The sequence below is a fragment of the Caballeronia sordidicola genome (assembly GCF_000729995.1).
Classification (GTDB): domain Bacteria; phylum Pseudomonadota; class Gammaproteobacteria; order Burkholderiales; family Burkholderiaceae; genus Caballeronia; species Caballeronia sordidicola_A.
Genome location: NZ_JNFG01000032.1, coordinates 1 through 24,886 on the forward strand (window position 1 = coordinate 1; position 24,886 = coordinate 24,886).

Sequence of the window (24,886 nt, forward strand, 5' to 3'; positions counted from 1 at the left end):
ATCACACCAGCTACATATGTGTTTTTTTTTTTTTAAAAGAAGAAGCGGAAATACGAAAGGGGAGCCCGCCCGGGGGGCGCGGAGATGTTAAAAAGAGAAACCCCCCGCCTGTGACACCACCGCCTGTGACACCACCACCCGTGACACCACCGCCCGTTACACCACCGCCCGTGACGCCACCGCCCGTGACGCCACCGCTCCTGGCCGACCCGACGCCGCTCTATCGAATCGAGGTACCGCTCTATGCAGAGATTTCATCGCTGACGCGCGAACTCGGCATTCAGCAGATCGGTACTTTTCAAGACCGCTCGGGCGAGCAATCGCAGCTAAACGAGACGGGCGCGCTACGTGCGGCGTGGAGCCGTGTCTGGGGCAATCGGACGATCACAAGCAGCGACTCGGGCGTCGATCCGCATTTCAACGGCGCGATCGGGGGCATGCAAATCGGTCAGGATCTCTATGCCGATACCAACGCCGACGGGCAACGGAACCACTATGGATTTCTGCTCGGTGTAGCGCATGCATCAGGCGATGTCAGCGGTTTCGCGCTCGGCATGCCGGCCGTGCAGGTGGGCAGCCTGAGTATCGATGCCGGGAGCATTGGCGCTTACTGGACGCATATCGGCGCGGGTAGCTGGTACACCGACACCATCGTGATCGGTAGCACATTGACGATCAAACCATCGTCGAACGACGGCGTCAGCCCGACCACCCATGGCCGGTCGATAGCGGGTTCCATCGAGGCCGGCTTGCCGTTGCCCCTGACCGCAGGCCTGAGCATTGAACCGCAGGCGCAAGTGATCTGGCAACACGTGGCCATCGATGATCTCAACGACGGCATTTCGAACGTCGCCTTCACTAACCCCAACGCCGTCGCAGCCCGCCTCGGCGTGCGCTTGACGGGGCGGATTCAAGGACTGGGCGCGACCTGGCGACCGTATGCAGGCGTGAATCTCTGGCGCTACTTCAATGCCACGAGCCACGTAACCTTCGACGGTACGACCGACATCCCGGCGCAATCATCATCGACGATTGCTGATATTGCAGCCGGGCTTGCCGTGAACCTGAGTGCGCGCGGCAGCGTCTTCGTGAGCGTGCACTACGCAATGAACGCAAGCGGCGCGCACCGCGAGACGGTGGGTGGGGACGCCAGCGTGCGCTGGCGCTGGTGAAGCGCCTTTGAGCATCGATGCACGGCAACGCACAGCGAACCCTCAACCACTATTGCAGATTGCCCCAGCGCTCGACAGCCGGTTCCGCCGATGCCCACTTCCAGCCGCCGCTATCGTCATTACCCTTGCAGGCCTGCGCGAGGAACCAGTCCTGATGCGCATCCGGCTTGTCGCCGTCCACGACCGAGAACGCGAACTCGCGGCAGGTCGCCAGCGCGCTGCTGAACTCGCGCAATACGCGGACGTCACCGTGACCGTTCTCCACCGGCAGCGTGTGCTTTACCCGCCACGGTTTCGTATCGCCGATAGGGAGATCGCCCGCGGTGGTCGCAATGGCGATCTGCTGGTCGCTGTGCAGGCGTTTCATCAGACGCGCGACGGCTTCGTCGGTCGCGGCCTGGACCGCGATACCCACGCCGAACCCGATCGCCGGGTTAGTCGTCACCACGCCCGTGGATATGCCCGCCGCCGCGCCGGCTGCCGCACCAATCGACCCGCAGCCGCTGAGAAAGACGCAGCTCGCAGCCACGCCGGTCGCGAGCATCAAACTGAGGCCGGGCTTCATTGCAGCGCACCCCAGCGCGGCGTGGCGGGTTCCGCCGACGCCCACTTCCAGACCTGGCCGTCACGGCAGATGGACGCAACATAGAAACCGCTGTCCGCCGGCTGATCCTTGGTGGCATCGGTATCGACGGAGAATACGATCTCCTTGCAGTCGAGCGTTCCGGTGCTGATGGTCCGGCTTACCGTCACGCGGCCTTTCTCGTCCGGCTCGATGGGTACGCTATGCACCGCAAACCACGGCGCCACAGCGCCGACGGCGAGCGGTCCGGCCGCGCCAGCGATCCTGTCCTGCGTATAGGTGTGCATCACGCGCTCGCTGTACTGCACGCCCGCCTTGGCGGCGGCAACGGCGCCAAGGCCAATGCCGGTTGCGACCGCGGCGTTGCGCGTCACGGCGCCAGCGATCGCGGCGCCGCCAATACCCGCGCCTGCCACGGCGCCTTCGCTATAAAGTGAGCTGCATCCTGAAAGCGCGGAGCATGCGAGCGCTCCGGCCAGGAGCGTTGCCAGTGCGACGGCGTTCGGGGGACGCCGGTGAATCAATTTCTGCATGGTGCTGTTCCTTCCTCGCCTTTCTTTATTCTTTCGATAACGGCCACCGGCTTGCTTGTGCGGGCACTGAAGGAACACTAAGCAATCGGAGCGCCCGCGCATTTTGAAGTACGCAGCGAAATGAAGGGCAAAGAAATTTGCAAGAAATTGCAAATGCGGGGAACGTGGTGCGCAAAATGAAAACTAGCCGTGACAGTCTGACGTGCGAATGAGTCGATGAGTCGCATCGGGATCCATCGACTCCATCGACTTCATCAACCTGAGGAGATCTAGCTGTCCGCGCCTGTCGGCGTTGACGAGTCCCCATCGCCGCTTTCGTTTTCATAAGTGCCGAGGCGGTTGTACAGCGTCTTGAGGCTTACGCCGAGCGCCTTGGCGGCGCGCCGCTTGTCTCCTCCGCAATGCTTGAGCGTGCCGAGAATGATTTGCTTTTGAGCATCGGCGAGCGGCGTGCCGACCCACACGTTCATCGCATCGCCCTGCGTGACCGGCTTTTTAACCCGCGATGCCAGGTGCGGATGCGCGATCTCCACGGTCTTCTCAGCCAGGATGAACGCGCGATACACGGTGTTCTTCAACTCACGCACATTGCCCGGCCATGAGTACGTGCGCAGCATGTCGAGCGCGCGTTTGCTGAAGGACTTGTTCGTCCCTTCTTGCGCGTTCATCTCGGAAAGGAAGTGCTGCGCGAGATATTCACGGTCGGTATCGCGTTCACGCAGAGGCGGCGCGCGCAGGGGAAACACAGCGAGGCGATACATCAAGTCCTCTCGCAAGCCGTGCTCCCTCACCGCCACGATAGGGTCGCGATTGGTCGCCGCGATCACGCGGACATCGGAGTGAATCAGGTCGCTGCCGCCCACGCGGAAGAACGTGCCTGTTTCAAGCGCGCGCAGTAACTTGACCTGTCGGACCGGCGACATCTCGGTCACCTCGTCGAGGAACAGCGTGCCGCCGTTTGCATGCTCGAAGTATCCGAGGCGTCCCTGCACGGCGCCCGTGAAGCTGCCTTTCTCGTGGCCGAAGAGTTCGGGTTCGATGAGGTTATCGGGGATCGCACCGCAATTCACGGCGACGAACGGGGCTTCGCGGCGAGCGCTCTGATCGTGGATCGTGCGGGCAATCAGTTCCTTGCCGGTCCCCGATTCGCCGATGATCAAGGCGGTGGCATCGGTTGCGGCCACGCGTTCAATCTGCGAGTAGAGCTCCATCATCACGGGCGATGAACCGTACAGAAGTCCATACGATTTCAGGCCGGCGATTTCACCAGCGTTGCGTTTTTTTTGCGAAGGCGTGTCGCCGGAGGCGACGGCCGGCGAGTCCAGATCGATTGACGCCATGAGTCTTTTGTCCTGCAAATGTTATTCGGGCGACAGCTCGGGGGAAGACGAGGCGGTCACCGCCAGTCGAATGGCAGGCCCGTTGTGACTGCCGCTCGGGTGGGCGAAGCATCGTTCGACGGGCACCAGCCTCGTCATTTCGGGAACCGGTGCTTGCATGCGGCTTATCTCATAACCCGTATTTAACCATCCGAAACGACTTAGCGCCAATGTGCTTTGCATGGGCTTTGGCCTTTGCAACGCAATTAAATAGATGAATCTACACACGAATTGAAAACACCGGCCGCGGGCCGGAAAGCTTCACCGATATCGCCAGGAAATTACCTGCGCGGGCGTAATTGTTACGCGTTCAACCCGTGCCGGAGTCCCAGCGCTTTCACCCAATCGATGGTAATTGCCATAACGCCATGTGTCTTGATCGGGATGGCACGAAATCTGCGCATAGGGTGGCATCTGCAAAACGAAAGGCCGGGTTCCGGCACCAAACCATGGACGATTCCCTTCATTTCGACATCCACGCGCAAGCGCGCCTGCGCCCGGTCCGCCGGGCTCGCGCGCCTCAGCGAGCGGCCGAGCGTCCGGAACTCCTGGCGATCGAGCCGATCAACCTTTATCACTGGGCCGCCGTCGCGCTGGTGACTGCGCTGATGTGCGTGGTCATGGCTTGCGCAGCCGGCACGCCGACGCTCACGCGGGCAGCGAGCGTCACGAGTGCCGTGTTTGCAGCACTCGGCGGCGGGCTTATGCTTGGCGCCATGCTACGCGCGATGCGACTGCGCCGTTCGGAACACCAGGCGCCATTCAATACCGGTGCATCGTGATGCGGGCGCAGGAGCTGCCACGTTCGGCGGCACATTCATCAGACGTATCAGTTATTGGCAAGGGGTTTCATAACATGAGTCAAACCACAGTCCAGATGTCCCTGGGCAAGCAAAAGATCATCGAAGACATCAAGGTCTTGCTGAACGATTCGGAAGAACTTGTACGGCTTAGCGCGACGTTGCCCGCGGAAGGTGTGGATGCGTTGCGTACGCGTTTGCGGGATCACGTAGATGCAGCGCGCAATGCGCTTGAAACAGCGCAATCCAATGCGCAGGAGCGGTATCGCGCTAGTCTGGATGGCACCGTGCAATACACGCGCGACAACCCGTGGCAAGCGCTTGGCATTGCTGCGGGCATCGGCTTCCTGGCGGGCATTCTGGTTTCGCGATAACCGCGCGACCGTCGTAACCACTTCAACCGCTATAACCACTTCAATCGCGACAGACAAACGGAGTAATCACAATGGCACGACCCAAATTCGGCCTGTTCGGTGCGTTGTTCGCGATCGGCAGCGTCCTCGCCTGGCGATGGGCGCAAGCACAGCGCGACGCTTCAAAACGGGGTGCCCGCGAGCTGCACCGTTGGGAAGACGAGGGCGGCAAAGTCGTTACGCCGGCAAGCGCTTCGGCTGCTTCGGCTGCTTCGTCTGTTACGCCCGCGGCGCCGGCCAAGCTGTCGAACGGTGTCGGTAATGGCGCGCTAGGCAGTACACCGGACGCTTGGAATTTCCCGCATAGCTGATGCATAGCTGATAGCGCAACAGCGAAACGGACGCGCCGGGTCCATTGCGCATTCTCAACCCGCGACCCGGAGCATCACGTCCATGCGGCAAGAGCTTACTCAAGAGACTATTTGCAACGCACGCTCCGGTGTGCGTTTCACCTTGATAAAGCCTTATAATCGATTAACTCACAGCAATAAGTTCGCTATATGGCAATAATTGCGCGATGCAATCAGGCGCCATTGGTGAAACCGGAAAGACTTTCATCTTTCTGCGTACTTGATTTTCTCTTGGTGCGCATTCGGCCTGGCGGCGACCTGCTTTCATTGCACCGTCCCAGAGACCTCCGCGACGCTTCCTGCGCCGCGTGACCCTCAACACTTTGGATAAATTCGAGACGCATGCCACATGTATTGATTGTCGATGACGATCCCAGTACCCGCGAGGCACTAGCCGCGATCATCGGCGAAGACGGACTGACCACAGCGACTGCGGGCGATCTGCGCGAAGCGCGGATTCAGCTTGTGCGCCAGACGCCGGATGTCGTATTCACTGACCTTAAATTGCCTGATGGTTCGGGCGTCGATCTGTTCGAGGACCTCGATCCCCGATCCGGCGTGGAAATCATCGTCATCACCGGACACGCGACGGTGGAGTCGGCGGTCAGCGCGCTCAAGATGGGCGCAACCGATTACCTCGTCAAGCCTATCAACATGCAGCGCGTCAAGGCGATCCTGAGCCGCCTGCCGCGTCCTGGCGACCTGAAGGCGGAGATTGGCACCTTGCGCGGCGAGCTGCGTCGCATGGGCCGTTTTGGCTTGATGCTCGGCAATTCGCCCGCCATGCAAACGGTCTACGATCAGATCGGCCGGGTGGCGCCTACGGCGGCGTCGGTATTGCTGATCGGTGAGTCGGGTACCGGCAAGGAAGTCGCCGCGCAGACGCTTCACGAGTTGAGCCTGCGCCGCAAGCATTCGTTTATTGCCGTGAACTGCGGAGCGATTTCGCCGAACCTGATCGAGTCCGAGATGTTCGGGCATGAGCGCGGTTCTTTCACCGGCGCTGACCGTCAGCACAAGGGTTATTTCGAACGCGCGAACGGCGGCACGCTGTTCCTCGATGAAATCACCGAAATGCCGATCGAATTGCAGGTGAAGCTCCTGCGCGTGCTCGAGACCGGCATGTTCATGCGGGTGGGCACAACGAAAGAACTGGAGACCGACGTACGCCTGATTGCTGCTACCAATCGTGATCCGGAGCAGGCAGTGCTCGAAGGCAAGCTGCGGCTCGACTTGTATCACCGGCTCAACGTGTTCCCGATCAACCTGCCGCCTTTGCGTGATCGCGGCACGGACGTCGACTTGCTGGGCCAGGCGTTCCTCGACGAGCTCAACTCACGCTACAACACCAAGAAGACGTTCCCGGCTGCTGTGCGCGACATGCTCGCGTCGTATCCGTGGCCGGGTAATGTGCGGGAGCTTAAGAACTACGTGCAGCGCGCGTACATCATGTCGGGCGCCGAGTCGGACAGCACCGCGACCGTGCCGCTGCAGATCTCGCTAGCGAAGCCATCGGCGGGAACGGCTGTCACGATTCCATTCGGCACGTCGCTTGCCGATGCGGATCGCCAGTTGATCCTCGCCACGCTCGAGCAATGCGGCGGTGTGAAGACACGTGCAGCGGAGATTCTTGGCATCAGCCTGAAGACGCTCTACAACCGGCTGGTTGAATATGGCGATGACGCCGCCAACAAGGCAGCTATAAGCGAAGCCAGCGAAGTGGGTGATGCCGGCGCGGGCCGTTCCTGAGCCTTGCGTTTATCGCGGTAGAAAGTAGTGGATGAGTGAGACGCCCGTGTCATTGGGACTTCGAAAGATGTCCGCTTTGGACGGGCGATTTTCTTTGGTAAGCGCGAACGCAGCGCCGATAATGTTTGAAAGCCCTTGGTGGATTGGGAGAGGCACCCGGCACCCGGGGCATGGCCCTTGCTGCGACCGAATGGCTGGGCTCGCGGGCGATGCGGTACCTCGCCCACACAAGTGCCCGGTTCGAGAGTCCTTGGCCGGATCGGCCGCTGCGCCCGCGCTGCACTCGCGCTTGCGTCTTCGCTGCACCTGATCCGAACGAGTGTCATCATCATAAGATCCAGGGAGCCCGCCATGACCGATCTCACCCCGCTTCAACGCCAATCCCGGAACGTACTGCACGTATGGCAGGTGTTGCGTGTTTCACGATCGCCGCATTTGATGCCGGTCCACGCGCAGACACCGCAGCCGCCTGACCCGCCATTTAATCCCGACCCGCCGCCTCCTCCGTCACCGCAAGAGCCGCCGGACACGATTCCGGACCCGACGCGCGAGCCGCCGTCACCGCCGAGTCAGCCGATCGGCGATCCGCCTCCGGGGCCGAACGAAACGCCGCATGTCTCGGACAAATTGCATTGAAACCGCTGGTTAGCGGGCCATTGAACATATTTCATCGCCGCTGTAAGCATTACAACGTGTTAAGCAAGAATGACCGGATAGACGCGCTGAGTCCGGTTGTTCTTGCCGGATTTTGTTGGTTGGTTATCGTATTCGCCGCCGAACACTTCTCCGACGGCCTTCTTTCTGGAGGCACCCATGAGGCACCCCGCACTCCGTCGTTCAGCACGCCATTCATCGAAGCGTGAGCCGCGGCCTGATCCAGCCAAGATGACTCCACCCGAGGCCGCTGCTGTCCCGGCCGATCCGGCCAGTCCCGGCAACCTGCATTCGTCGCATGACCCGGCCGCGCAGAACCGCCCGGCGCCGGGCGTTCCGCCGGACGGTGACCATAACCAGGGTGGCATCCGGAAAGAAGGGCTCGATTACCAGCGGGATCTCGGGTCGGAGCAAGACGCCTGAATTGGGTTTGAAGCCGCCCGATTGCGCAACGCGCGCCACCATCAAAATCTTCTGCGCAAAGCATGATGGCCGCGTGTTTTTGTTCGCCTGTCACATTTATACACAATTTTTATTTTCCAAAATGTAAAAACGGCACGTGTCTTGCGTTGCTATGTCGATCAATTCGAACGAGCAACGACAACTGATGAGGTGAAGCAGTAATGAGCAGATTGATCGTGGTATCGAATCGTGTCGCGCCGATCCAGGAAGGCAAACCTGCTGCGGGCGGTTTGGCGATCGGCGTTCTGGACGCGCTGAAGGAGACAGGCGGTGTGTGGTTCGGCTGGAGCGGCGAGATTGTGGGTGAGGCCTCGGCGCCGGTCATCGAGAAGCGCGGCAACGTGACGTATGCGACCGTCGGGCTGACCCGGCGCGATTACGACCAGTACTACCGCGGCTTTTCCAATGCCACGTTGTGGCCGACATTTCATTACCGCAACGACCTGTCGCGATTTGACCGTGAGGAATACGCCGGTTACGCACGGGTGAACGAGGCGCTGGCCAAACAGCTCAAGCCGCTGCTCGAACCCGACGACATCATCTGGGTGCACGACTATCATTTGCTTCCGTTTGCGCAGGAATGCCGGGCGGCGGGCATCACGAACCCCATCGGGTTTTTCCTGCATATACCGTTTCCGGTACCCGAAATCCTGCGGACGGTGCCGCCGCACGAAGAGCTGATCAAGGCGATGTGCAGCTACGACGTCGTCGGATTCCAGACGGAGTCGGACAAACAGTCGTTTGTCGATTACATCGAGCGCGGGCACTTGGGGCATCTCAGTGAAGACGGGATGCTGCAGGCGCACGGGCGCATGTTGAAGGTCGGAGCCTATCCCATCGGCATCTATCCGGACGCCATTGCAAAGACCGCCGAGCAATTTTCGAATCGTAAACCGGTGAAGAGCCTGCGCGACAGTCTGCGCGGCCGCAAGCTGATCATGAGCGTGGACCGGCTCGATTATTCGAAAGGGCTCGCTGAGCGTTTCCAGGCATTCGAACGTTTGTTGCTGCATGCGCCGGGATGGCATGGGCGGGTATCGATGGTGCAGATTGCACCGCCAACGCGTTCCGACGTCCAGACATACCAGCGCATCCGCCAGAACCTGGAAGGGGAGGCTGGGCGTATCAACGGCCGTTTTGCGCAGCTCGACTGGACGCCGATCCAGTATTTGAACCGCAAGTACGATCGTAGTTTGCTCATGGCGTTGTTCCGCTTGTCGCAGGTCGGCTACGTCACGCCATTGCGCGACGGGATGAATCTCGTGGCGAAGGAATATGTGGCGTCGCAGGATCCGGCCGACCCGGGCGCGCTCGTGCTATCGCAGTTTGCAGGCGCGGCGGATCAGTTGCCGGGCGCGCTGGTTGTCAATCCGTTCGACCTGTCGCAGATGTCCGAGGCATTGGAGCGGGCGTTGTCGATGCCTCTCGCCGAGCGCCAGGCACGTCATACGGACATGATGGCGCCGTTGCGTGAGAACAATCTATCGGTGTGGCGCGACGCGTTCCTGACCGATCTGCGCAGCGTGACCACAGCTGCATCGATGACGAAGAAAGCGGTGCGCCAGGTCACGGAGGCGAAACGGCCGGCGCGTGTATCGAGTCAAGTATCAAGTTAAAATCTTCCGACAAATTCAGCCCCGCGCCGATAAACCGCCGCGGGGCTTTTTGTTGGTGGAATCGATGAGCGCGGAACAGGACTTGCGCGGTGGTTGAGACGTTCATCAGGAGGTGATCATGAGTGGAAGCACATTGGACCCGGATGAAGAAGGCGGCGTGGAGGTAGGCAAGGGACATGGGACCGGCGCATTGGGCCCAAGCGATTCGTCCGATAGCGGCTCTGACGTGCAGGGCGAAAAGCGTTATCCGGGCGATATCGAGGACGAACTCGATGCGCACGCGATCGGCCAGTCCGCAGCGGAGCTGAACAGCGACACGGACCGGTATGGAACGGGCGAGATGGCGTCCGCCGATGGTGACAACAATCTGCAGCCCGACTCGGACATCCTGCCGGATGGAGTGGACGAGACGCGGGCGATAGACGACGAAACCGCCGACCCGGACGGTGACGAAGCTGACGAAGACGTTTAGCCCAAGGCAAGCGCTCCAAAACGGCGCGCCCGTCAGGGCGCGCCGTTTTGTGTTCAAAAACAATAATAAGAAATACTAAGCAATAAGGCGACACTATTTAACACCAACTCGCACCAATTTTCATGCAACAGCCAAACCTCAAATCCGCGCTACCATCGCAAAAAGCAAAACTTGCGGGAGCGCCTTACCTTGAACACAGCAGCAAGAGACCAAAGACTGAAGTCCGTCTGGTCGTGGATCCAGGACCCGGTCGTCCAGTGGTCGCAGGACCACGGGCTGATGTTTTCTGCTGCGATCGCGTTTTTCGCGGCTTTCTCGCTGGCGCCGACGCTGGTGATCATCATCGCCGTGGCGAGCGTCTTTTTTGGCGCGGATGCGGTCCAGGGGCGTCTGTTCGGCGAAATCGCCGGAATCGTGGGTACCGACGCTGCGCACGGGCTGGAAGCAATCGTCGCCAATGCCTGGCACGCGGACATCGCGACGCGCACGGCGATCGTGTCGGGCGTGGGCGTGCTGGTCGGAGCCTCGGCGACCTTTTCGTCGCTCTATACCGCGCTCAACGTGATCTGGCCCGCGCCCATCACGGGCACTCGGGCCAGCATCATTGCCATTCTGCGGGTCCGCGCGATTTCCTTCGCGTTCGTCCTGGGCGCGGCCGTATTGATTATCGCGTTGCTCGTACTCGATGCCCTCGTGGTTCTGGTCGGTCAATGGGTGCTGGGCACGAGCGGGCCGTCCTTCCTGATCGCGGCGATAGCGCAGCGGGCAATTTCCCTGCTGATGATGGTGTTCGCGTTCGCGGTGCTGCTCAAATTCCTGCCCAGCGCGCGCATGCAATGGCGCGACGCCGCGCTCGGTGCTTTGACCGCAGCCTTGTTGTTCGAAGCAGGGAAACGGCTTTTTGCGTTTTATCTACAGCACGCGGGCACGGCGAATATGTTCGGCGCGGCGGGCTCGCTTGCGATCATCCTGATGTGGTTGTACTACTCGGCGGCGGTGTTCCTGCTGGGCGCGGAAGTGTCGGCAATGGTCGCCCGCAGACGCACGCAACGAAATTCCGGCTGGCGATAAAAAACGCCCCTGGAAATAGGCGAGGGGCGTTTTTTTGCAGCCAGCAAGCTGGAGCGTTTGCTTCAACCGCGACGTAATTCCGCAGGCGGCACCTTCATCAAATGGCGATACTTCGCCACCGTCCGGCGCGCCACGATCACGCCCTGGTCTGCCAGCATTTTCGCAAGGCTCACATCGGACAGCGGCTCGCTGCTGCTCTCCTTCGCGATCATTTCCTTCAGGAGCGCACGCACCGCGGCAGCCGAACAGGTACCGCCGCTTTCGGTGCTGAGTTCGCGCGGGAAGAAGTGCTTGAACTCGAAGATGCCTCGCGGCGTGGACATGTACTTGTTGCCCGTCGCACGGGAGATAGTGGACTCATGAAGTTCAAGTTCGTCGGCGACATCGCGCAGTACCAGCGGCTTCAACGCAATTTCACCATAGTCGAAGAACGCCTTCTGATGCGTCACGATGCATTCCGCCACACGCTGGATGGTCGTGAAGCGTTGCTGCGCGTTGCGGATCAGCCAGCGCGCTTCCTGTAGTTGCTGCGCCAGCGGCGAGCGGCTTGCGCCCGCGGACTGCGCGAACAGCTCGGCATACATGCGGTGAATACGTGCACGGGGCAGCACGGCAGGGTTAATCGTCACTACCCAGTTCTTCTTGACCTGGCGCACGATCACGTCGGGCACCACATAGTTGTCTTCCGCTGCGCCATAGTTCGCGCCCGGCTTGGGGTCGAGCTTGCGCACGAGCGCACAGGCAATGCGCAGTTCGTCCGCGCTGCAGCCAATCTTCTTTTGCAACTCGGCCTGCTCACGCCGCGCGAGCCGCTCGAGATGATGCGTAACGATCTCCAGCGCGACTTCGCGTCCTGGCGTTTCCGCGTCCAACGCGACGAGTTGCAATGACAAACATTCGGACAGGTTACGCGCGCCGACGCCGGGTTTGTCGAGCGATTGCACGAGCTTCAAAGCGATATTCAGCTCATCCGTAGACAACGCCGGCTCGATATCCACGAGCTCCGACAGTTCCTGCACATCCTGACGCAGATACCCATCATCATCGAGTGCTTCGATGATGAGTTGCGCCACTGCCCGGTCGCGATCGTTGATGGGATAGAGGCGCAGCGTGTCGTGCAGCGTTTCATGCAGCGAGGGTTCAATGCGAACCCAGTCGGCCGGGTCGGAGCCTTCACCATCGCCGTTATTGCGCGTCGAAGTCCGGCCGAACGGATCGGATGAAAACTCGTTCATCGAGTCCTCATGTGATTGCGAGTCGCTGTTGTCCGATGTGTCGGCGTTACTCTCAGCGCTCATGGGAGCATCGACGGGGGCGTTCTGATCAACGGCGGCAGGCGTGTCGGCCATGGAGTTGCCATTGTCAGTAGACAGCGCGTTGTCTTCCGCTTGCGTCTCGTCGTATTCGAGGAACGGATTCGTATCAAGCGCGTTGCGCAATTCCTGCTGAAACTCAAGCGATGAAAGCTGCAGCAGACGCACCGATTGCTGAAGGCGCGGCGTGAGCGCAAGACTTTGCTTGGTGCGTAGTTCGAGGGAAGGCGGCATTGCGTGTTGTTCCTTTGTGTTGGGACTTTCGTCTTGCGTGGGTCCTTAAGAGCAACAGTCATGCCATGTGAGCTGCCGGGCGCGTGAGCGCTAGCTATCAATACGATTTTCGTTTGTGGAAGGCACGTCCGGGCGCTCGATCAGCCGGCAAATGCACGCACTTTTTACACGTGCACGAGCAAAAGCACTGCGGTTAAAGAGAGGCGCTTCGGACCTTACGTCGTGGGTAAACATCGTATGGACAAAACAGCGCAGCGGCGTTGCCGGGTATCGTTTCAAGACGTCTTTCGACGTCATGTTTGCCGATTGCTACGGCCGGTGCGGCACGCTCCTTGCGTCTGACGTATCACTACTCGTGGCGTCTTCGGCGCTGCTTGTAAGAAGACGAGCGGGGCTTTGCAGCAAACAAGCTGCGGCCGTACGAGGCGGCCTGGCTCAAACAAGACAGCGGTAACGCCGCAGTTTTTTAAATCAACTAGAAGGAGCGTAAAGATGAAATCGACCCAAATCCTGAAGGCAGCCGGCAGTATCGCGTGTGTCGTGTTTGCGCTTAACGTCAGTGCACAAGCCGCCACGATGGCGACAGGCGCCTCCACGTCGATTGGTACAAAGGTCGATGACTCGGCAATCACGACCAAGGTCAAGGCGGAATTGCTTGGTGCGACGAACGTGAAGTCCACGCATATCCACGTTAAGACGCGTGCGGGCATTGTGTCGCTGACGGGTACGGTGCCCACCGCTGACGACAAGAGCGGCGCGGAAGACGTGGTTTCGAAGGTGGACGGCGTGGCATCGGTGCGCAACCACCTGAAGATCGTAGAGTAAGGGTGGGTTCGGAACTGGCAGCGTGCTCGCTGCCAGTTCTGTTTGTATCTGGTGGGTATCTTGTTGCTCGCAGCGCGGTTTTACGCAGTAATTAGTAAGAAGTCCGATATATATGGATGTTGAATGGTGTCAATCACTCATAACGGGTCTGGTCTTCGCTCAATCGCGTTGAACCGGTTCCCCAGGGAAAAGGAGATTTTCATGACTCAAACGAAAAAGTTCGCTTTGCTCGGTGCGTTCGCTTTTGCGCTCTCCGGCCCGGTGCTGGCCCAATCAGCCGGAGGCTCGTCAGGTGGGCCGACGGCCGGTGCGGGCGCGAGTGAAGTAGGTGGGCACGCTGGTGCTACTGCGGCGCCTACGGAAGGCGGTATGGCCGCTTCTGGAAGCATGGGCATGAGCAAGAAGGGCACGCACGGAACGAACTTGCACAAGCAGGATAAGGCTATGCACCTCAAGGGCGCCTCGGCTGCGGCGGCGGCATCCGCGCTGGGCACAAACGACAAGGGCCAGCCGCAATAAGCTGCGTTGTCTTTGGTCCGCGGGTTGAAAGATACCCGCAAGAACCCGCTGGCTGCGGCAGCAGCCGGCGGGTTTTTTAGTTTCCGTTTGTTGGTTTGACGAATATGAAAACCATTGAGGATGCCGAAGGGTTGTGCGAATTTATACGCGCGAATGTAAAAAAGCCGGTGCACCTTTCGGCGCACCGGCTTGCTTTCAGCGAACGTCCATTAATTACGGCTTGGCAGCGGCGTATTGGTCGCGCAGATCGCGAATGCGGTCGTGATTTTCGATAACGCCCTGGTATTGGCGCTCAACCACGGCGCGCACATCCGCGGGCAATTCCTTATCCAGCGCGTCACGATAGTTTTTCTTCGCAACGTCTTCCCCGCGCTCGCATTCCTCGAGGATCCCGTGATCGCTACGGTGGGTCACAGCCGACTTGATATCTACCCAGCCGCGATGCAGCGCTCCACCAACCGTGCCGCCGGTTTCCGGCTTTCCGCCCAACCGCTGCACGACATCCTGCAACTCGTGCGCACCGCGTGCACAGTCCTCGGCGCGGCCTGAAAACAGTTGCTTCAGGGTGACGTCCTTGGTGTCTTCAGCGGCTTTGCGGAAACCTTTTTCGCCGTCCTTCGACGTTTCAACCAGATCGTTCAGTACCGATACGATATTAGTGCTCATATGTTGCTCCTTAGAGTAATCGAAGATGGCCCGCGATCCCTTGTTTCCCCGAATCGCGGTCCTAGGCAGAGACGCAACGGCTGTGCCCGATACCCCGCTCTTTCGTCGTAGAGGGTCTATGGTTTTCGGGGGTAACGGGGTGTCATCAACCTCGCCAACGCTTCCTGGAAAACAGCGGCAATTAGTGGCATGTGCTTTGCTAATAGATCGCCCAAAATTGAATGTCGGAGGAGCAATGACCATTAATACGCGCGAGTATCTTGTGTTCGTCGCAATCGTCACATCTGCACTCGTGCTGCAAGTGCGTCAGCATCGTGATGAGAGTCTCACGGCGGCGGATGCGCAATCGACGCACGAAGCCCTGTGCAACCCAGCGACGTCAGCATTGAGAAATGGTCCTCTGCGCGCGAGTTGCGAGCCGGCGAACGACGTGCGAGGCGCAGGTGTCCAGCCGAAGGTACGGATTCAACTGTGGGTGTAATTCGTAGCGTTCCGAACATTCAAAGTAAATCGGGCCGCTCACGGAGCGGCCCGATTTACTTCAACCTCTGAACTACCCAAGCTTACGCACGCGGCGCCGCGAATTCCCGGACCGGCTCCGGTGGCTTGACCGGATCGAAGTCGGCCCAGCGGCCGTTGCGCCATTGGCCCGATGCACGCTCGACTTCCATGCCGCCCGCATCGCGAAGAATGGCTGCTGCTTGCGCCTGCAATTCCGGTCCAACATGAACCGCGACGACAACGCCGGAATGCCTTGCATCGAGGGCGTTAGCCGAGCCATGGTTTTCGGAAGTGGTCGAATCGGCAGCCGGGCGCTTGCCGGACTTTGCGTGCGACATGGCGCCGAACAGCGACCCGACATAGGCGCCTGCTCCGGCAGCAAGCACGGCGGCCAGCCAGGGCGCTTTGGTCAACACAAAAATGCCTGCACCGACGATCGCACCGATCACCGCGCCGATCGTGGCGCCTTTGCCCGCTCCCTTGCCTGCGTCCTTCGCGCCTGCGTCGGCATAGTGGTCGCCGCCCGTCTCGAGCCGTGCGTGCTGGCCGCTTGGGGCGACATAAAAGAGCGTGACATCTTCTTCGAGAAATCCGCCCGCAAAAAGACGCTGGGCTGCGGCTTCGGCTTTAGGAAAGGTTTGAAACCGTCCTGCAATGATCAGAGACATGAGGACCTCCGGGAAGCGTTTATTTCAGTGAACCGGTCGATGAACCGATTGAACCGATGACGGATGGAACGCGCCGCTCATTCCGGCTCCATGCCCGCCACGCGGAACAGTCCGCTACGTAATACAACGCTCTCTCCGCCATTGCTGTCAAGCGCTTCAGCGCACACCGAGCGGATCCTCGCGCGGCCCTGCTCGAACGCCGGCAGCAGGTCGTCCTCCCGTGCCGACGCAGCGCCGAAATGATCCTCGAGCGCTTCGGCGGAAATGGAACACACCACTGGCTGGCCGTCGATCAGCGCGACGAAATGAAGGGCGTAATCGTCGCCGTCGTAGGTGGGCGCAGTGTCGGGAAACTGGATGTGCATGGTGGAGTCCTCATAGGCTGGCCGAGACGGCGGAAAGGATGAGGCGAGCGGAGCGGAGGCGGCCGTCATGATGTCACGCCCTTGAGTTTGGCGAGCTGCTGGGCGATTGCATAGTGATGCTTGATGATAGGCAGCGCTCTGGCGGCAATATTTTTGAGCTGGGCGTTACCGCCGGCCTTGCTCTCGGTGCTAAAGACGGCGACGGCCTTTCGATGCCCGTCCACAGCCACCTGTGCGATGTAAGCCTTGTCGAAGTCCGCGCCATGCAACGACTCCAGGCTTCCCGTCACCGACGCGTCCGCGCTTGGCGCCGCCGTGATGCCTTGCCGCTGCGCAACAATATCGAGGTTGCGCGCGAGCCGGGTGTGATCCGCGATCATCCTTTGCGCGAAGCTCTTGACTTGCGCATCCGACGAATTCGTCAACGCCAGCTTGCTGGCCGCGATTTCGGTTGCGCCCGCCGTGCCTGCTTCCTGCACGAACTGCTGATCGGCCGGTGACAATTCGGGGTGGGGAGGGTCCGCGGCGGCCAATGGTGCAGACGCGGCGCTGGCGCCGTTCTCATGGGCCGGCGCCACCACATTGTCGTTTTGCGCGCTTGCGTTCATCGACACAAAACTTGCGGTGAGTGTGAGCGCTGCGAGGGCAGCGATCACGCCAGCACTGCGCCGCGGCAATCGTGGAGCCTTCGCAGCATGCAAAGCGTTCAAGCCTTGGCGCGTATTCGTCGGCATCGATTTCGTCATTCGGTTCTCCGTAGCCCATCGCAAACAATCTGGAATCCGGCAATCAAGCCGCTTTCTTCCGTTCGCTGAGCGCTTCGATGATGACTTTGTTGAACGCAGGGAGATCGTCCGGCTTGCGGCTCGTGATGAGATTGCGATCGCGATGGACTTCTTCATCGACCCAGGTGCCCCCGGCATTGCGAATATCGTCCTGCAGCGTCGGCCAGCTCGTCAGCGTGCGGCCGGAAATAATGCCCGCCGAGATCGGCAGCCAGCCGCCGTGGCAGATTACGGCGATAGGCTTACCGTCCTTGTCGAACTGCTTCACGATGTCTTGCGCCTTCGCGTCGACGCGGATTGCATCTCCGTTGACCACGCCGCCCGGCAACACGACAGCGTCGTAATCGGATGCACGCGTCTGGTCGAAGGTGGCGTCGACGTTGACCTTGTCGCCCTTGTCGGTGTGGACGAAACCCTGGATCTGTCCCGGCTTTTGCGAGATCACATGGACTTGGGCGCCGGCTGCCTTCAGTGCCTTTTGCGGTTCGACGAGTTCGGCCTGTTCGAAACCATCGACAGCGAGAATCGCGACCTTGTAACCAGCGAGGGAACCAGCCATGAAATAAGCTCCTTGGTGCATTGAACGAACCGGCTCTGAGAGTCGGAGCCAGGTTTGTTCAGGTCAGCAAAGGGTGTGCCTACAAGGCTGTAAGGCAGGGCGGTCTGAAAGCACCGGATGGGCTAACGTCAGGCAGTCGCAGGCGTGTTGCTGCGCGAAATGCGCATCAGGCTGACCATGGCCGCTGCGGCTGCGAAGCCCGCCGCGACGAACAGCGTAATGATCGTGCCGTGCTGCGGCGCAATGCCGAAGATCAACGCGACGAGTGCCGCACCGAGCGTTTGTCCCGAGAGCCGTGCGGTGCCGAGCATGCCGCTTGCGCCACCGCTGCGATGTCGCGGCGCCGAGGACAGCATCTGGCGATTGTTGGGCGACTGGAACAGACCGAAGCCCAGGCCGCACACTGCCATGCGCCACGCTATGTCGACGGGCGCGGGATGTACCCCGGTCGTCGCGAGCAGCAGCAAGCCGAGTGTCATGATGGCGAGCCCAATTCCACCGAGCGCCCCCGCTGAATATTTGTCGGACAGCATGCCGGCGAGTGGCGCGATGAATACGATCACCAGCGGCCACGGCGTCATCAGGAATCCGGTCTGGACCTGGCTCATGCCAAACGTGTCCTGCAACAGGAACGGCAGCGAGACGAAGGTCAGCATCTGCGCGGTGAACGAGCAGAAGGACGTGACAATGGACAGCGCGAACACCGGGATTCGCAGCAGGTCGATAGGCAGGAGCGGCGCGGCTTGCGTCAGTTGCCGCCGCACGAAAAAGTATCCGACTATGCCGGCAACAAGAAATTCGCCAAGCACGTACTGACGATGTTCTCCGTGACCAAGCCCGTCGACAGCCGTGATCGCGAGGCCGAACACCGCCGCGTTCATCAGCGCGCTGAGATAATCGTAAGGTTGCCGGTGTCCCGGCGTGCGCGGCAACGCTTTCCATCCGGCGGCGTACGCTGCGATACCGATCGGCACGTTGATCGCAAAGAGCCACGGCCACGTTGCGATCGCCAGAACGCCGGAGGCAATCGTGGGCCCTATGACCGACGAGATCGCCACCACGGAGGCGTTGATGCTGACGCCGCGGCCAAGATGCTCGTTGGGATAGATCATGCGCACGAGCGCCGTGTTGACGCTCATGATGCCCGCCGCGCCGAACCCCTGTATCACCCGCGCAATCGCCAGCGACGTCAGCGACCCGGAGAGCGCGCAGCCGAACGATGCAATGGTGAACAGCGCGAGTCCCGCCATGTACACCCGCCGGTAGCCGATCCGGTCGCCTAGTGAGGCGAGCGGCAGCAGCGAGACCGTGATGGCGAGCTGATACGCGTTGACCACCCAGATCGAGTCGGCGGGACTGGCGTTCAGGTTGCGGGCGATGGTGGGAAGTGCGACGTTGGCGATGGCGCCGTCGAGCACGGCGAGCGTAATGCCGAGTGCTACGACCAGGATGGCCCAATAGCGTTGAGGAAGAGGAAGGCCTTGTTCTGCGTCCATCGATAGGGAAGAGGAGGGGAGCGGCGAAGTGTAAGGCTCGCGCCTTTCATACGGGTTACTGGAAAAACGCGGAGGGCGGCGCGGCGCCAGGCAATCCGGCGCCCACCACCCCGAGTTCCGGCACCTATTTCAACTGATACAGGCCGGTGTAGGTAGCAGAATCGATTTCGTTCAGATGCACCATGAAACGCGCGACCGCGTTGGTCGCTGAGACGTCGAGCGACAGGTGATCCCCATTGAGCGCATGGATCCGGAAAATATACCGGTGCGGTTTGTCGCCGCGCGGTGGCGCAGCGCCGCCGAAACCGACCGTGCCATAGTCGTTGCGCATTTGCAGCGCGCCGGCAGGCAGCAGGCTGCCGTCGGCCTTGCCGGCATTCTGCGGCAGCGAGCGGGTGTCCACCGGGATATTCACCACGATCCAGTGCCAGAAGCCGCTGCCGGTGGGCGCGTCCGGGTCGTAGAGGGTGAGAGCGAGGCTCTTGGCCTCGGGCGGCACGCCGTCCCATTGCAGCGCGGGCGAGATGTTTTCGCCGTCTACGCCGAATGCCTGCTGATCGAACTCATGATTCTTCGAAAGATATCCGTTGGCCGCGAATTCATCGGACCAGATGCGAAAGTCAGCCATGGGAACGTGTCTCCTTTGATGAGGTTTAAAGGCGTTTGAGGAGTTTGATATCCCGGCACCTGCCGGCGTTCAGCCATTTGCGCAGGTGCGTCGAGGCCGCAACGCATGCGGCCCTTTCAACGCTTTCGTGCAGCAACCATGCCTGAACTCCTTCATTGTTGCTCAACGCCGAAACGTTTGCGTTACCCCGGTTAATTCCTTTCAGCTTATTTCCGCCACGTCTGCGCATAAAATGGCGAAACCGGAACATATCAAGCTTGATTATCGGAAAAGGATGGACATGCCGAACAACCAGGGGCGCGTTTTGCAGAGTGTGGCGACGGCATCGACGAGTGGATCGAACGTACCGGCGGACGATGCCGATATGTTCGACCTCGCGCCCGTTTCGCTGTGGCTCGAAGATTTCAGCGCCGTGCGCGAGGTGTTCGAAGGCTGGCGCGCGCAGGGCATTGTCGACTTGCGCGCTTTCCTGCTCGAGGACCTGACCCGGATTGCCGAATGCTCGTCGCGCATCCGGGTGATCAAGGTCAACCGGCGCACGCTCGCGCTGTTCGGCGCGAAGGATATCGACCATCTGGTGAGTAATCTGGGCGCCGTTTTTCGCGACGACATGCTCCTCACCCATGCAGACGAACTTGAGCAACTATGGTCCGGCAAATCGACGTTCGTCAGCAAGACGGTGAACTACACGCTCGACGGCAAGCGGCTCGACGTATTGCTGAAAGCGGTGATCCTGCCGGGCCACGAAGCAACCTGGGACCGCGTGCTGGTGACCGTGGAAGACATTACCGAACTGGAGGATGTGCGTCGCAAGGCCGCGCTAAGTGAGCTTTATGCGCGCGGCCTGTTCGAGCATTCGCCCGTTTCGCTGTGGGTTGAAGACTTCAGCAGTGTGAAGGCGTTGCTGGACGATATTCGTGAACGCGGCATTGTCGACTTCCGGACATTTACGAATGTTCATCCGGAATTCATCGAGCGTTGCATGCAGGAGATCCACGTGCTCGACGTGAATCAGCACACGCTGACCATGTTCGGCGCACTGGATAAAGCGGCGTTGCTCTCGCGCCTGGGCGACGTTTTCCGCGACGAAATGGTGGGCCATTTCCAGGAACAGCTCATCGATCTATGGGAGAACCGCCTGTTTCACCAGCGCGAGGTCGTCAACTATTCGCTGGAGGGGCAGCAGTTGCATGTGCATCTGCAATTCTCGGTGTTTCCCGGGCACGAAGCCAATTGGGATCTCGTCCTCGTCGCGCTCACCGACATCACCGCGCGCAAGAAAGCGGAAGCGTACCTCGAGTTTCTCGGCAAGCACGACGCGCTGACCAAACTCAAGAACCGCTCGTTTTACATCGATGAAATGAACCGGCTTGAGCGCAAGGGCCCGTTCCCGGTGACGGCCGTGGCCGTGGACGTGAACGGTCTCAAAGCCGTCAACGATCAACTCGGTCACGCGGCCGGCGACGCGTTATTGCGACGTGCGGGCGAAGTGCTCGGCAAGGCGGTGGAGAAGCCGAGCCACGCCGCGCGCATTGGCGGCGACGAGTTCGTGCTGCTCCTGCCTGGCATGGACGAACGCGGCGGCGCAGCAGTGATCGACAGCATCCGGCAACTGCTCGAGGTCAATAACCAGTTCTACTCGGGCATGCCATTGAGCTTCGCGATGGGCGCAGCCACCGCGCAGGACGGCGAGCGGCTGGAGGTCATGCTCCAACGTGCCGACGCCGCCATGTACGCAGAAAAGCGTGCACATTACGGCGGCCCGCCCGACTGAGTGCGGCTTAGTTCGGCACTTGGTTCGTCGCTTATTTCGTCACTTCGTCGATACCCTGCGTCAACGCCGGGCAAGCCTCACCAGTCTCTTTTGCGTACTCGGTGGGGTTATTGGTTTTCATTGCCGCGAAGCGATCGACCGTCGCTTGCGCTTCCGTGTAGCCGAGATTCCACTCGCCGTCGAAATCGGGCGCGGCGGGAAAACTCTTGCGCGTCATTACCTTGAACCTGTCGATCTTCACGCGGTCGATGTGGCAGATATCGGCGGCGCCGCGTGCAATGTTGGCGCTCGTGCGCACGCCTTCGGCAGCGAGACTTTGCGGTGACGGCTGTTGCACCGCGGGATGGCCTGGCGGCAGTGTCTGAGCGGGAAACGGATCTTGGGCGGGCGCATTTTGCGCGCTGGCGATCGATGACAGTGCACACGCGCCACCTGCAATAACGCATGCAATCAGGGTCGGCTTGAGCATCGAGTTGAAGGCCGACGCAACGCGGGTCAGGGCTTGCTTGTGAGTCTTTCGACGAGTCATTCTGTTCCTTGTGGGGGCGCGCAACCGGGGTCTTCAAAATCCTGCGGAAGTATAGCGAAACCGCGGCGAAGCCCCTTGAAACAAGGGTTTTCGTGAAGAGTCCCTCTGCGATGAACGCCCGAATGCCCATGCTAAAATATTTTCCAACCTAAGGCGCTCTGCACAATAAACGATGAAAACGGCAAGCAAAGTTGGAGCGCCGGGCCGTTCGGGTCATGTGCTTAAGGCACCGGACATCAAACGAAAGTACGACCCGGAACAAACCAAACGAAACATTATCGACATCGCGACCGAGGAGTTCGCGGCGATGGGTTTAAGCGGCGCACGGGTCGACGCCATTGCGGAACGCACCAATACAACGAAGCGCATGTTGTATTACTACTTCGGCAGCAAGGAAGGGCTGTACGAAGCGGTCTTGGAGGAGGCGTACGGCAAGATCCGCGCGCTTGAACAGTCGCTGCATCTCAATACCAAAGACCCGCGCGAGGGTTTGCGTGAGCTCGTCGAATTCACGTTCGACTTCCACGATAAACACCGCGATTTCGTCCGTCTCGTGACCATCGAAAACATTCATGGGGCGAAGTACGTCAGCCAGTTGAAGACCTTCAGGACGCGCAATGCGAGTGTGGTGAAAACCATCGCGGACCTGATCACTCGCGGCGTGGCGGCGCGGCAGTTTCGTGGCGATATTGACCCTGTCGATCTCCATCTGTTTATCAGTTCGCTGTGTTTTCATCGCGTCGCGAACCGGCATACATTCACCGCCGCTTTCGGGCGCGATCCATCCGGCGCGAGATCGCGGGCCCGGCATCGCCAGATGATTGTCGACGCGGTCATGCGGTTCATGCAGCGTTAAGTTGATCGGCAGTTGCGCTGCGCGAAGAACGCCCCGGCCAACATGCCACGAGCGGATTTAATGCGCTGCCCACGCTCCGATTCTGGACGGGTGAACTATGCTTTAACCATGGCAGTCGACCGAAAAGGAGGACGCCATGGAGGGTTTAGCGAATATCCTCGTCGGGCTGGCGGCGCTTGCCGCGCTCGCGATCGCCGTGCTGGCGCACGATTGGCGTGACGAATTCCGCGATCGCATGCTGCGCCGCCGCAGTCACGCCGGGTATGGCACGTTACGCGAGTGGTGGCTTCGGCACCGCCATTGAGCGTCTGCGTGACCGGTTTAAGAGCGGTCTTTCCTGAACGGACGAGCGGGGGCCGCCTGCAGGACCATGCGTGGCACTGAAGTTATCCGCGACTTTCGATCGGGCGTGAGTTCGGGCGCGGTATCGAGTGTCCGGTTGCCGGCCTCGCAGGCGTCGATCTGCAGATACAGCCGATGAATCGTCTGGAGCTGCGTGTGCGAAAGATGCGAGCTTCGCGCGAGCAGTGCAAGCCGTTCGCGCCAGTAGGTCGGCGGCATGATGGGGCACAACGCGTCGTCGAGCAGTGAACGCCGCAGCACCAGCTCTAGGTGCGTCAGTTCCTGGTCTGCCATCAGCGCGGAGGGCGCGCCCTGGAGTTTCATGTCGATGTCGAGGACGGAGGTCATCAATGCCTAACGGCATCGATGATTAAACCTTTAGCGAATTTCGGGTTGGTACAAACCCTTATTAGGCAGTTTATTGGATGGGTCTTTCCACTGCCCGGTCCAAGTCGGCGCGCGCCCGGTTCACCTTGCGCTCCCAGGCCGCTATGTTCAGCTGATCCGTGCCCTTTTTCCTGGCACGCTCCAATTCCGCTTCCCAGTCACGCAAACGATTCTTGGCCTCGGCCACGGCGCTGTCGTGGCGTCTCACTGCGTCTGCGCGTTTTTGCGCGATCGCGTCGGGCGTGCATTCGGCGTTGGTCTTGTTGAGGTCGGCTTGCAGGGCGTCGAGTTGCGCCGTGTTGTCCTGGTTCAGCGCGGTAGCCATCTGCCGTTCGAGGGCCTGGCGATGGGCATCGCAGGCATCGGTTTCCTGTGAGGCATGAGCGGTCGACAAACACAGGCTTAAGGCGACGGCGGCAAGCAATTTCATAGCGGAATCCGTGGCTGACGAGATTGGGCAGGGTGCAAACGGTACTTAATCGGTACTTAACTTGTACGAGATGTTCTTTTGTTCGGTCGGGACGGATATTGAATAACGCTCGCGCATTTATTCGTCCGGCCAAAGGTCGGCGTATTTTAACGAGTTTGTGGGGACCGATGGGAGCAATGCGATGGCTGGTAATGCCTTGTTCTGCGTCGATGCGGAACGCGTCTTGCGCGAACCTGTTTGGAACTGGCCAAACGTTTACATTTTTGCGAGGAATACGCCGATGCGTTTCGATTACAAGGGCTTTCACATCGACTGTCGCTCACGACACGATCAAGATGGCTTGTACTACGCGCAGGCTCGCATGATCCACATGCCGACAGCGGACGACGCGCATCCGGAAAAACACGAATCAGGCGATATCGATGCGTTCGATAACGACGGCGATGCCATCGCGTGCGCTCGGGCGTGGGCGCTCGACTGGTGCGACGAGCACGAAGCCTGACGGCGTCATCATGCTAGGATCGCGTCCTGCCAAGGGAGAAGCCATGCGTTATATGCACAATGAACATGTCATCGACGTGTTCGTCGAACAACGCGGCACCCGCTGGGACTGGTCCGTGCAGGCGGGCAGCTTGCCGCTGAAGACGAATGCCGGAGAGATGGCGCCGACCAGCAATGTCGCCGAAAACGAAGCGCTGCACTGGGCGAAGCGTGAGTTGAACCGACGCTTTCCGGTTGAGCCGGAGTGACGGGTT

At 60.3% G+C, this 24,886-nt stretch carries 32 protein-coding genes; 18 read left to right on the forward strand and 14 right to left on the reverse strand.

Annotated elements, in window-relative coordinates; all coding sequences use genetic code 11:
- Positions 1–140: 140 nt before the first annotated feature.
- A complete protein-coding gene (locus FH08_RS0126380) occupies positions 141–1,172 on the forward strand; it encodes an autotransporter outer membrane beta-barrel domain-containing protein (RefSeq protein WP_075583381.1) in 1,032 nt (343 codons plus the stop codon).
- A gap of 49 nt (positions 1,173–1,221) precedes the next feature.
- Here FH08_RS0126380 and FH08_RS0126385 read toward each other — a convergent pair whose 3' ends face one another.
- The 3 genes from FH08_RS0126385 to FH08_RS0126395 all read right to left on the reverse strand — a co-directional run bounded on the left by FH08_RS0126385 (position 1,222) and on the right by FH08_RS0126395 (position 3,628).
- Positions 1,222–1,737, reverse strand: coding sequence for a hypothetical protein (locus FH08_RS0126385; protein WP_031361239.1), 516 nt, complete (start codon positions 1,735–1,737; stop codon positions 1,222–1,224).
- Positions 1,734–2,288, reverse strand: coding sequence for a hypothetical protein (locus FH08_RS0126390; protein WP_031361240.1), 555 nt, complete (start codon positions 2,286–2,288; stop codon positions 1,734–1,736). Before FH08_RS0126390 ends, FH08_RS0126385 begins: the two co-directional genes overlap by 4 nt.
- 269 nt (positions 2,289–2,557) lie before the next feature.
- A complete protein-coding gene (locus tag FH08_RS0126395) occupies positions 2,558–3,628 on the reverse strand; it encodes a sigma-54 interaction domain-containing protein (protein WP_031361241.1) in 1,071 nt (356 codons plus the stop codon).
- 488 nt (positions 3,629–4,116) lie between these two features.
- Here FH08_RS0126395 and FH08_RS0126400 point away from each other — a divergent pair, with 488 nt between their 5' ends.
- The 9 genes from FH08_RS0126400 (at position 4,117) to FH08_RS0126450 (ending at position 11,254) form a co-directional block, all read left to right on the forward strand.
- On the forward strand, positions 4,117–4,449 hold the full coding sequence (locus FH08_RS0126400; protein WP_051888564.1) for a hypothetical protein: 333 nt from the start codon (positions 4,117–4,119) through the stop codon (positions 4,447–4,449).
- A 74-nt stretch (positions 4,450–4,523) separates the two neighbouring features.
- The gene (locus tag FH08_RS0126405) at positions 4,524–4,841 is read left to right on the forward strand and encodes a DUF883 family protein (RefSeq protein ID WP_031361243.1); all 318 of its coding nucleotides are present in this window, start codon (positions 4,524–4,526) and stop codon (positions 4,839–4,841) included.
- A 71-nt stretch (positions 4,842–4,912) separates the two neighbouring features.
- Positions 4,913–5,191, forward strand: a complete 279-nt coding sequence (locus FH08_RS0126410) for a hypothetical protein (protein ID WP_031361244.1) — start codon at positions 4,913–4,915, stop codon at positions 5,189–5,191.
- A 381-nt stretch (positions 5,192–5,572) separates the two neighbouring features.
- Positions 5,573–6,979, forward strand: a complete 1,407-nt coding sequence (locus FH08_RS0126415; RefSeq protein WP_031361245.1) for a sigma-54-dependent transcriptional regulator — start codon at positions 5,573–5,575, stop codon at positions 6,977–6,979.
- A gap of 351 nt (positions 6,980–7,330) precedes the next feature.
- The gene (locus FH08_RS0126420) at positions 7,331–7,615 is read left to right on the forward strand and encodes a hypothetical protein (RefSeq protein ID WP_235210506.1); all 285 of its coding nucleotides are present in this window, start codon (positions 7,331–7,333) and stop codon (positions 7,613–7,615) included.
- A 177-nt stretch (positions 7,616–7,792) separates the two neighbouring features.
- Entirely contained in the window at positions 7,793–8,056 is a 264-nt protein-coding gene (locus FH08_RS0126430) for a hypothetical protein (protein WP_031361247.1), read from the forward strand.
- A 200-nt stretch (positions 8,057–8,256) separates the two neighbouring features.
- Positions 8,257–9,711 (forward strand): alpha,alpha-trehalose-phosphate synthase (UDP-forming), encoded by a 1,455-nt coding sequence (otsA, locus tag FH08_RS0126440; RefSeq protein ID WP_031361248.1) that lies wholly within the window; start codon positions 8,257–8,259, stop codon positions 9,709–9,711.
- Between the two features lie 115 nt (positions 9,712–9,826).
- Complete coding sequence (locus tag FH08_RS0126445; protein WP_035567204.1) at positions 9,827–10,183, forward strand: hypothetical protein; 357 nt, start codon at positions 9,827–9,829, stop codon at positions 10,181–10,183.
- A 189-nt stretch (positions 10,184–10,372) separates the two neighbouring features.
- Positions 10,373–11,254, forward strand: a complete 882-nt coding sequence (locus FH08_RS0126450; protein WP_235210507.1) for a YihY/virulence factor BrkB family protein — start codon at positions 10,373–10,375, stop codon at positions 11,252–11,254.
- A gap of 62 nt (positions 11,255–11,316) precedes the next feature.
- Here FH08_RS0126450 and FH08_RS0126455 read toward each other — a convergent pair whose 3' ends face one another.
- Positions 11,317–12,801, reverse strand: coding sequence for an RNA polymerase factor sigma-54 (locus FH08_RS0126455; protein WP_031361251.1), 1,485 nt, complete (start codon positions 12,799–12,801; stop codon positions 11,317–11,319).
- 492 nt (positions 12,802–13,293) lie between these two features.
- Between FH08_RS0126455 and FH08_RS0126460 the strand changes: the two genes are divergently transcribed.
- Positions 13,294–13,626, forward strand: a complete 333-nt coding sequence (locus tag FH08_RS0126460) for a BON domain-containing protein (protein ID WP_031361252.1) — start codon at positions 13,294–13,296, stop codon at positions 13,624–13,626.
- A gap of 201 nt (positions 13,627–13,827) precedes the next feature.
- A complete protein-coding gene (locus FH08_RS0126465; RefSeq protein ID WP_031361253.1) occupies positions 13,828–14,145 on the forward strand; it encodes a hypothetical protein in 318 nt (105 codons plus the stop codon).
- A gap of 213 nt (positions 14,146–14,358) precedes the next feature.
- Here FH08_RS0126465 and FH08_RS0126470 read toward each other — a convergent pair whose 3' ends face one another.
- A complete protein-coding gene (locus FH08_RS0126470; RefSeq protein ID WP_031361254.1) occupies positions 14,359–14,811 on the reverse strand; it encodes a PA2169 family four-helix-bundle protein in 453 nt (150 codons plus the stop codon).
- A gap of 235 nt (positions 14,812–15,046) precedes the next feature.
- On the opposite strand from FH08_RS0126470, the gene FH08_RS0126475 reads away from it, so the two are divergent.
- Positions 15,047–15,292: a hypothetical protein gene (locus FH08_RS0126475; RefSeq protein ID WP_031361255.1), complete on the forward strand. Its 246-nt coding sequence runs from the start codon at positions 15,047–15,049 to the stop codon at positions 15,290–15,292.
- Between the two features lie 82 nt (positions 15,293–15,374).
- Here FH08_RS0126475 and FH08_RS0126480 read toward each other — a convergent pair whose 3' ends face one another.
- The 6 genes from FH08_RS0126480 to FH08_RS0126505 all read right to left on the reverse strand — a co-directional run bounded on the left by FH08_RS0126480 (position 15,375) and on the right by FH08_RS0126505 (position 19,813).
- A complete protein-coding gene (locus tag FH08_RS0126480; protein ID WP_031361256.1) occupies positions 15,375–15,980 on the reverse strand; it encodes a hypothetical protein in 606 nt (201 codons plus the stop codon).
- A gap of 77 nt (positions 15,981–16,057) precedes the next feature.
- Entirely contained in the window at positions 16,058–16,345 is a 288-nt protein-coding gene (locus FH08_RS0126485) for a DUF1488 domain-containing protein (protein WP_081889584.1), read from the reverse strand.
- A 65-nt stretch (positions 16,346–16,410) separates the two neighbouring features.
- Positions 16,411–17,091 carry a DUF4142 domain-containing protein gene (locus FH08_RS0126490; RefSeq protein WP_235210508.1) on the reverse strand — a complete coding sequence of 227 codons (681 nt, stop codon included), beginning with the start codon at positions 17,089–17,091 and terminating at the stop codon, positions 16,411–16,413.
- Positions 17,092–17,134: 43 nt separating this feature from the next.
- Positions 17,135–17,689 (reverse strand): type 1 glutamine amidotransferase domain-containing protein, encoded by a 555-nt coding sequence (locus tag FH08_RS0126495; RefSeq protein ID WP_031361259.1) that lies wholly within the window; start codon positions 17,687–17,689, stop codon positions 17,135–17,137.
- A 128-nt stretch (positions 17,690–17,817) separates the two neighbouring features.
- Positions 17,818–19,185, reverse strand: a complete 1,368-nt coding sequence (locus FH08_RS0126500; RefSeq protein ID WP_031361260.1) for an MFS transporter — start codon at positions 19,183–19,185, stop codon at positions 17,818–17,820.
- A gap of 124 nt (positions 19,186–19,309) precedes the next feature.
- On the reverse strand, positions 19,310–19,813 hold the full coding sequence (locus tag FH08_RS0126505) for a YbhB/YbcL family Raf kinase inhibitor-like protein (RefSeq protein WP_031361261.1): 504 nt from the start codon (positions 19,811–19,813) through the stop codon (positions 19,310–19,312).
- Between the two features lie 364 nt (positions 19,814–20,177).
- Between FH08_RS0126505 and FH08_RS0126515 the strand changes: the two genes are divergently transcribed.
- A complete protein-coding gene (locus FH08_RS0126515; protein WP_200878793.1) occupies positions 20,178–21,587 on the forward strand; it encodes a sensor domain-containing diguanylate cyclase in 1,410 nt (469 codons plus the stop codon).
- Positions 21,588–21,618: 31 nt separating this feature from the next.
- Here FH08_RS0126515 and FH08_RS0126520 read toward each other — a convergent pair whose 3' ends face one another.
- Positions 21,619–22,116, reverse strand: coding sequence for a hypothetical protein (locus tag FH08_RS0126520; RefSeq protein WP_235210509.1), 498 nt, complete (start codon positions 22,114–22,116; stop codon positions 21,619–21,621).
- Between the two features lie 172 nt (positions 22,117–22,288).
- On the opposite strand from FH08_RS0126520, the gene FH08_RS0126525 reads away from it, so the two are divergent.
- On the forward strand, positions 22,289–22,972 hold the full coding sequence (locus tag FH08_RS0126525) for a TetR/AcrR family transcriptional regulator (RefSeq protein ID WP_031361265.1): 684 nt from the start codon (positions 22,289–22,291) through the stop codon (positions 22,970–22,972).
- A gap of 136 nt (positions 22,973–23,108) precedes the next feature.
- The gene (locus FH08_RS52640; protein ID WP_160172505.1) at positions 23,109–23,276 is read left to right on the forward strand and encodes a hypothetical protein; all 168 of its coding nucleotides are present in this window, start codon (positions 23,109–23,111) and stop codon (positions 23,274–23,276) included.
- Positions 23,277–23,293: 17 nt separating this feature from the next.
- Here the strand turns inward: FH08_RS52640 and FH08_RS52995 are convergent, their stop codons facing one another.
- Positions 23,294–23,638: a hypothetical protein gene (locus FH08_RS52995; protein ID WP_200878791.1), complete on the reverse strand. Its 345-nt coding sequence runs from the start codon at positions 23,636–23,638 to the stop codon at positions 23,294–23,296.
- Positions 23,639–23,732: 94 nt separating this feature from the next.
- Complete coding sequence (locus FH08_RS0126540; RefSeq protein WP_031361267.1) at positions 23,733–24,131, reverse strand: DUF1090 family protein; 399 nt, start codon at positions 24,129–24,131, stop codon at positions 23,733–23,735.
- 280 nt (positions 24,132–24,411) lie between these two features.
- Here FH08_RS0126540 and FH08_RS0126545 point away from each other — a divergent pair, with 280 nt between their 5' ends.
- Together FH08_RS0126545 and FH08_RS0126550 are read left to right on the forward strand one after the other, a co-directional pair.
- On the forward strand, positions 24,412–24,633 hold the full coding sequence (locus FH08_RS0126545) for a hypothetical protein (RefSeq protein ID WP_031361268.1): 222 nt from the start codon (positions 24,412–24,414) through the stop codon (positions 24,631–24,633).
- 43 nt (positions 24,634–24,676) lie between these two features.
- Positions 24,677–24,880: a hypothetical protein gene (locus tag FH08_RS0126550; protein ID WP_031361269.1), complete on the forward strand. Its 204-nt coding sequence runs from the start codon at positions 24,677–24,679 to the stop codon at positions 24,878–24,880.
- Positions 24,881–24,886 lie beyond the last annotated feature (6 nt).

Bases quoted from the DNA above. Each gene is read 5' to 3' on its own strand.
- FH08_RS52640 (WP_160172505.1), top strand. From the start codon at position 23,109: ATGGAGGGTTTAGCGAATATCCTCGTCGGGCTGGCGGCGCTTGCCGCG.
- FH08_RS0126415 (WP_031361245.1), top strand. From the start codon at position 5,573: ATGCCACATGTATTGATTGTCGATGACGATCCCAGTACCCGCGAGGCA.
- FH08_RS0126385 (WP_031361239.1), bottom strand. From the start codon at position 1,737: ATGAAGCCCGGCCTCAGTTTGATGCTCGCGACCGGCGTGGCTGCGAGC.
- FH08_RS0126525 (WP_031361265.1), top strand. From the start codon at position 22,289: ATGAAAACGGCAAGCAAAGTTGGAGCGCCGGGCCGTTCGGGTCATGTG.
- FH08_RS52995 (WP_200878791.1), bottom strand. From the start codon at position 23,638: ATGAAACTCCAGGGCGCGCCCTCCGCGCTGATGGCAGACCAGGAACTG.
- FH08_RS0126540 (WP_031361267.1), bottom strand. From the start codon at position 24,131: ATGAAATTGCTTGCCGCCGTCGCCTTAAGCCTGTGTTTGTCGACCGCT.
- FH08_RS0126515 (WP_200878793.1), top strand. From the start codon at position 20,178: ATGTTCGACCTCGCGCCCGTTTCGCTGTGGCTCGAAGATTTCAGCGCC.
- FH08_RS0126430 (WP_031361247.1), top strand. From the start codon at position 7,793: ATGAGGCACCCCGCACTCCGTCGTTCAGCACGCCATTCATCGAAGCGT.
- FH08_RS0126395 (WP_031361241.1), bottom strand. From the start codon at position 3,628: ATGGCGTCAATCGATCTGGACTCGCCGGCCGTCGCCTCCGGCGACACG.
- FH08_RS0126420 (WP_235210506.1), top strand. From the start codon at position 7,331: ATGACCGATCTCACCCCGCTTCAACGCCAATCCCGGAACGTACTGCAC.
- FH08_RS0126500 (WP_031361260.1), bottom strand. From the start codon at position 19,185: ATGGACGCAGAACAAGGCCTTCCTCTTCCTCAACGCTATTGGGCCATC.
- FH08_RS0126545 (WP_031361268.1), top strand. From the start codon at position 24,412: ATGCGTTTCGATTACAAGGGCTTTCACATCGACTGTCGCTCACGACAC.
- FH08_RS0126495 (WP_031361259.1), bottom strand. From the start codon at position 17,689: ATGGCTGGTTCCCTCGCTGGTTACAAGGTCGCGATTCTCGCTGTCGAT.
- FH08_RS0126480 (WP_031361256.1), bottom strand. From the start codon at position 15,980: ATGTCTCTGATCATTGCAGGACGGTTTCAAACCTTTCCTAAAGCCGAA.
- FH08_RS0126390 (WP_031361240.1), bottom strand. From the start codon at position 2,288: ATGCAGAAATTGATTCACCGGCGTCCCCCGAACGCCGTCGCACTGGCA.
- FH08_RS0126490 (WP_235210508.1), bottom strand. From the start codon at position 17,091: ATGACGAAATCGATGCCGACGAATACGCGCCAAGGCTTGAACGCTTTG.
- FH08_RS0126405 (WP_031361243.1), top strand. From the start codon at position 4,524: ATGAGTCAAACCACAGTCCAGATGTCCCTGGGCAAGCAAAAGATCATC.
- FH08_RS0126455 (WP_031361251.1), bottom strand. From the start codon at position 12,801: ATGCCGCCTTCCCTCGAACTACGCACCAAGCAAAGTCTTGCGCTCACG.
- FH08_RS0126550 (WP_031361269.1), top strand. From the start codon at position 24,677: ATGCGTTATATGCACAATGAACATGTCATCGACGTGTTCGTCGAACAA.
- FH08_RS0126505 (WP_031361261.1), bottom strand. From the start codon at position 19,813: ATGGCTGACTTTCGCATCTGGTCCGATGAATTCGCGGCCAACGGATAT.
- FH08_RS0126520 (WP_235210509.1), bottom strand. From the start codon at position 22,116: ATGACTCGTCGAAAGACTCACAAGCAAGCCCTGACCCGCGTTGCGTCG.
- FH08_RS0126400 (WP_051888564.1), top strand. From the start codon at position 4,117: ATGGACGATTCCCTTCATTTCGACATCCACGCGCAAGCGCGCCTGCGC.
- FH08_RS0126410 (WP_031361244.1), top strand. From the start codon at position 4,913: ATGGCACGACCCAAATTCGGCCTGTTCGGTGCGTTGTTCGCGATCGGC.
- FH08_RS0126485 (WP_081889584.1), bottom strand. From the start codon at position 16,345: ATGCACATCCAGTTTCCCGACACTGCGCCCACCTACGACGGCGACGAT.
- otsA (WP_031361248.1), top strand. From the start codon at position 8,257: ATGAGCAGATTGATCGTGGTATCGAATCGTGTCGCGCCGATCCAGGAA.
- FH08_RS0126460 (WP_031361252.1), top strand. From the start codon at position 13,294: ATGAAATCGACCCAAATCCTGAAGGCAGCCGGCAGTATCGCGTGTGTC.
- FH08_RS0126465 (WP_031361253.1), top strand. From the start codon at position 13,828: ATGACTCAAACGAAAAAGTTCGCTTTGCTCGGTGCGTTCGCTTTTGCG.
- FH08_RS0126475 (WP_031361255.1), top strand. From the start codon at position 15,047: ATGACCATTAATACGCGCGAGTATCTTGTGTTCGTCGCAATCGTCACA.
- FH08_RS0126470 (WP_031361254.1), bottom strand. From the start codon at position 14,811: ATGAGCACTAATATCGTATCGGTACTGAACGATCTGGTTGAAACGTCG.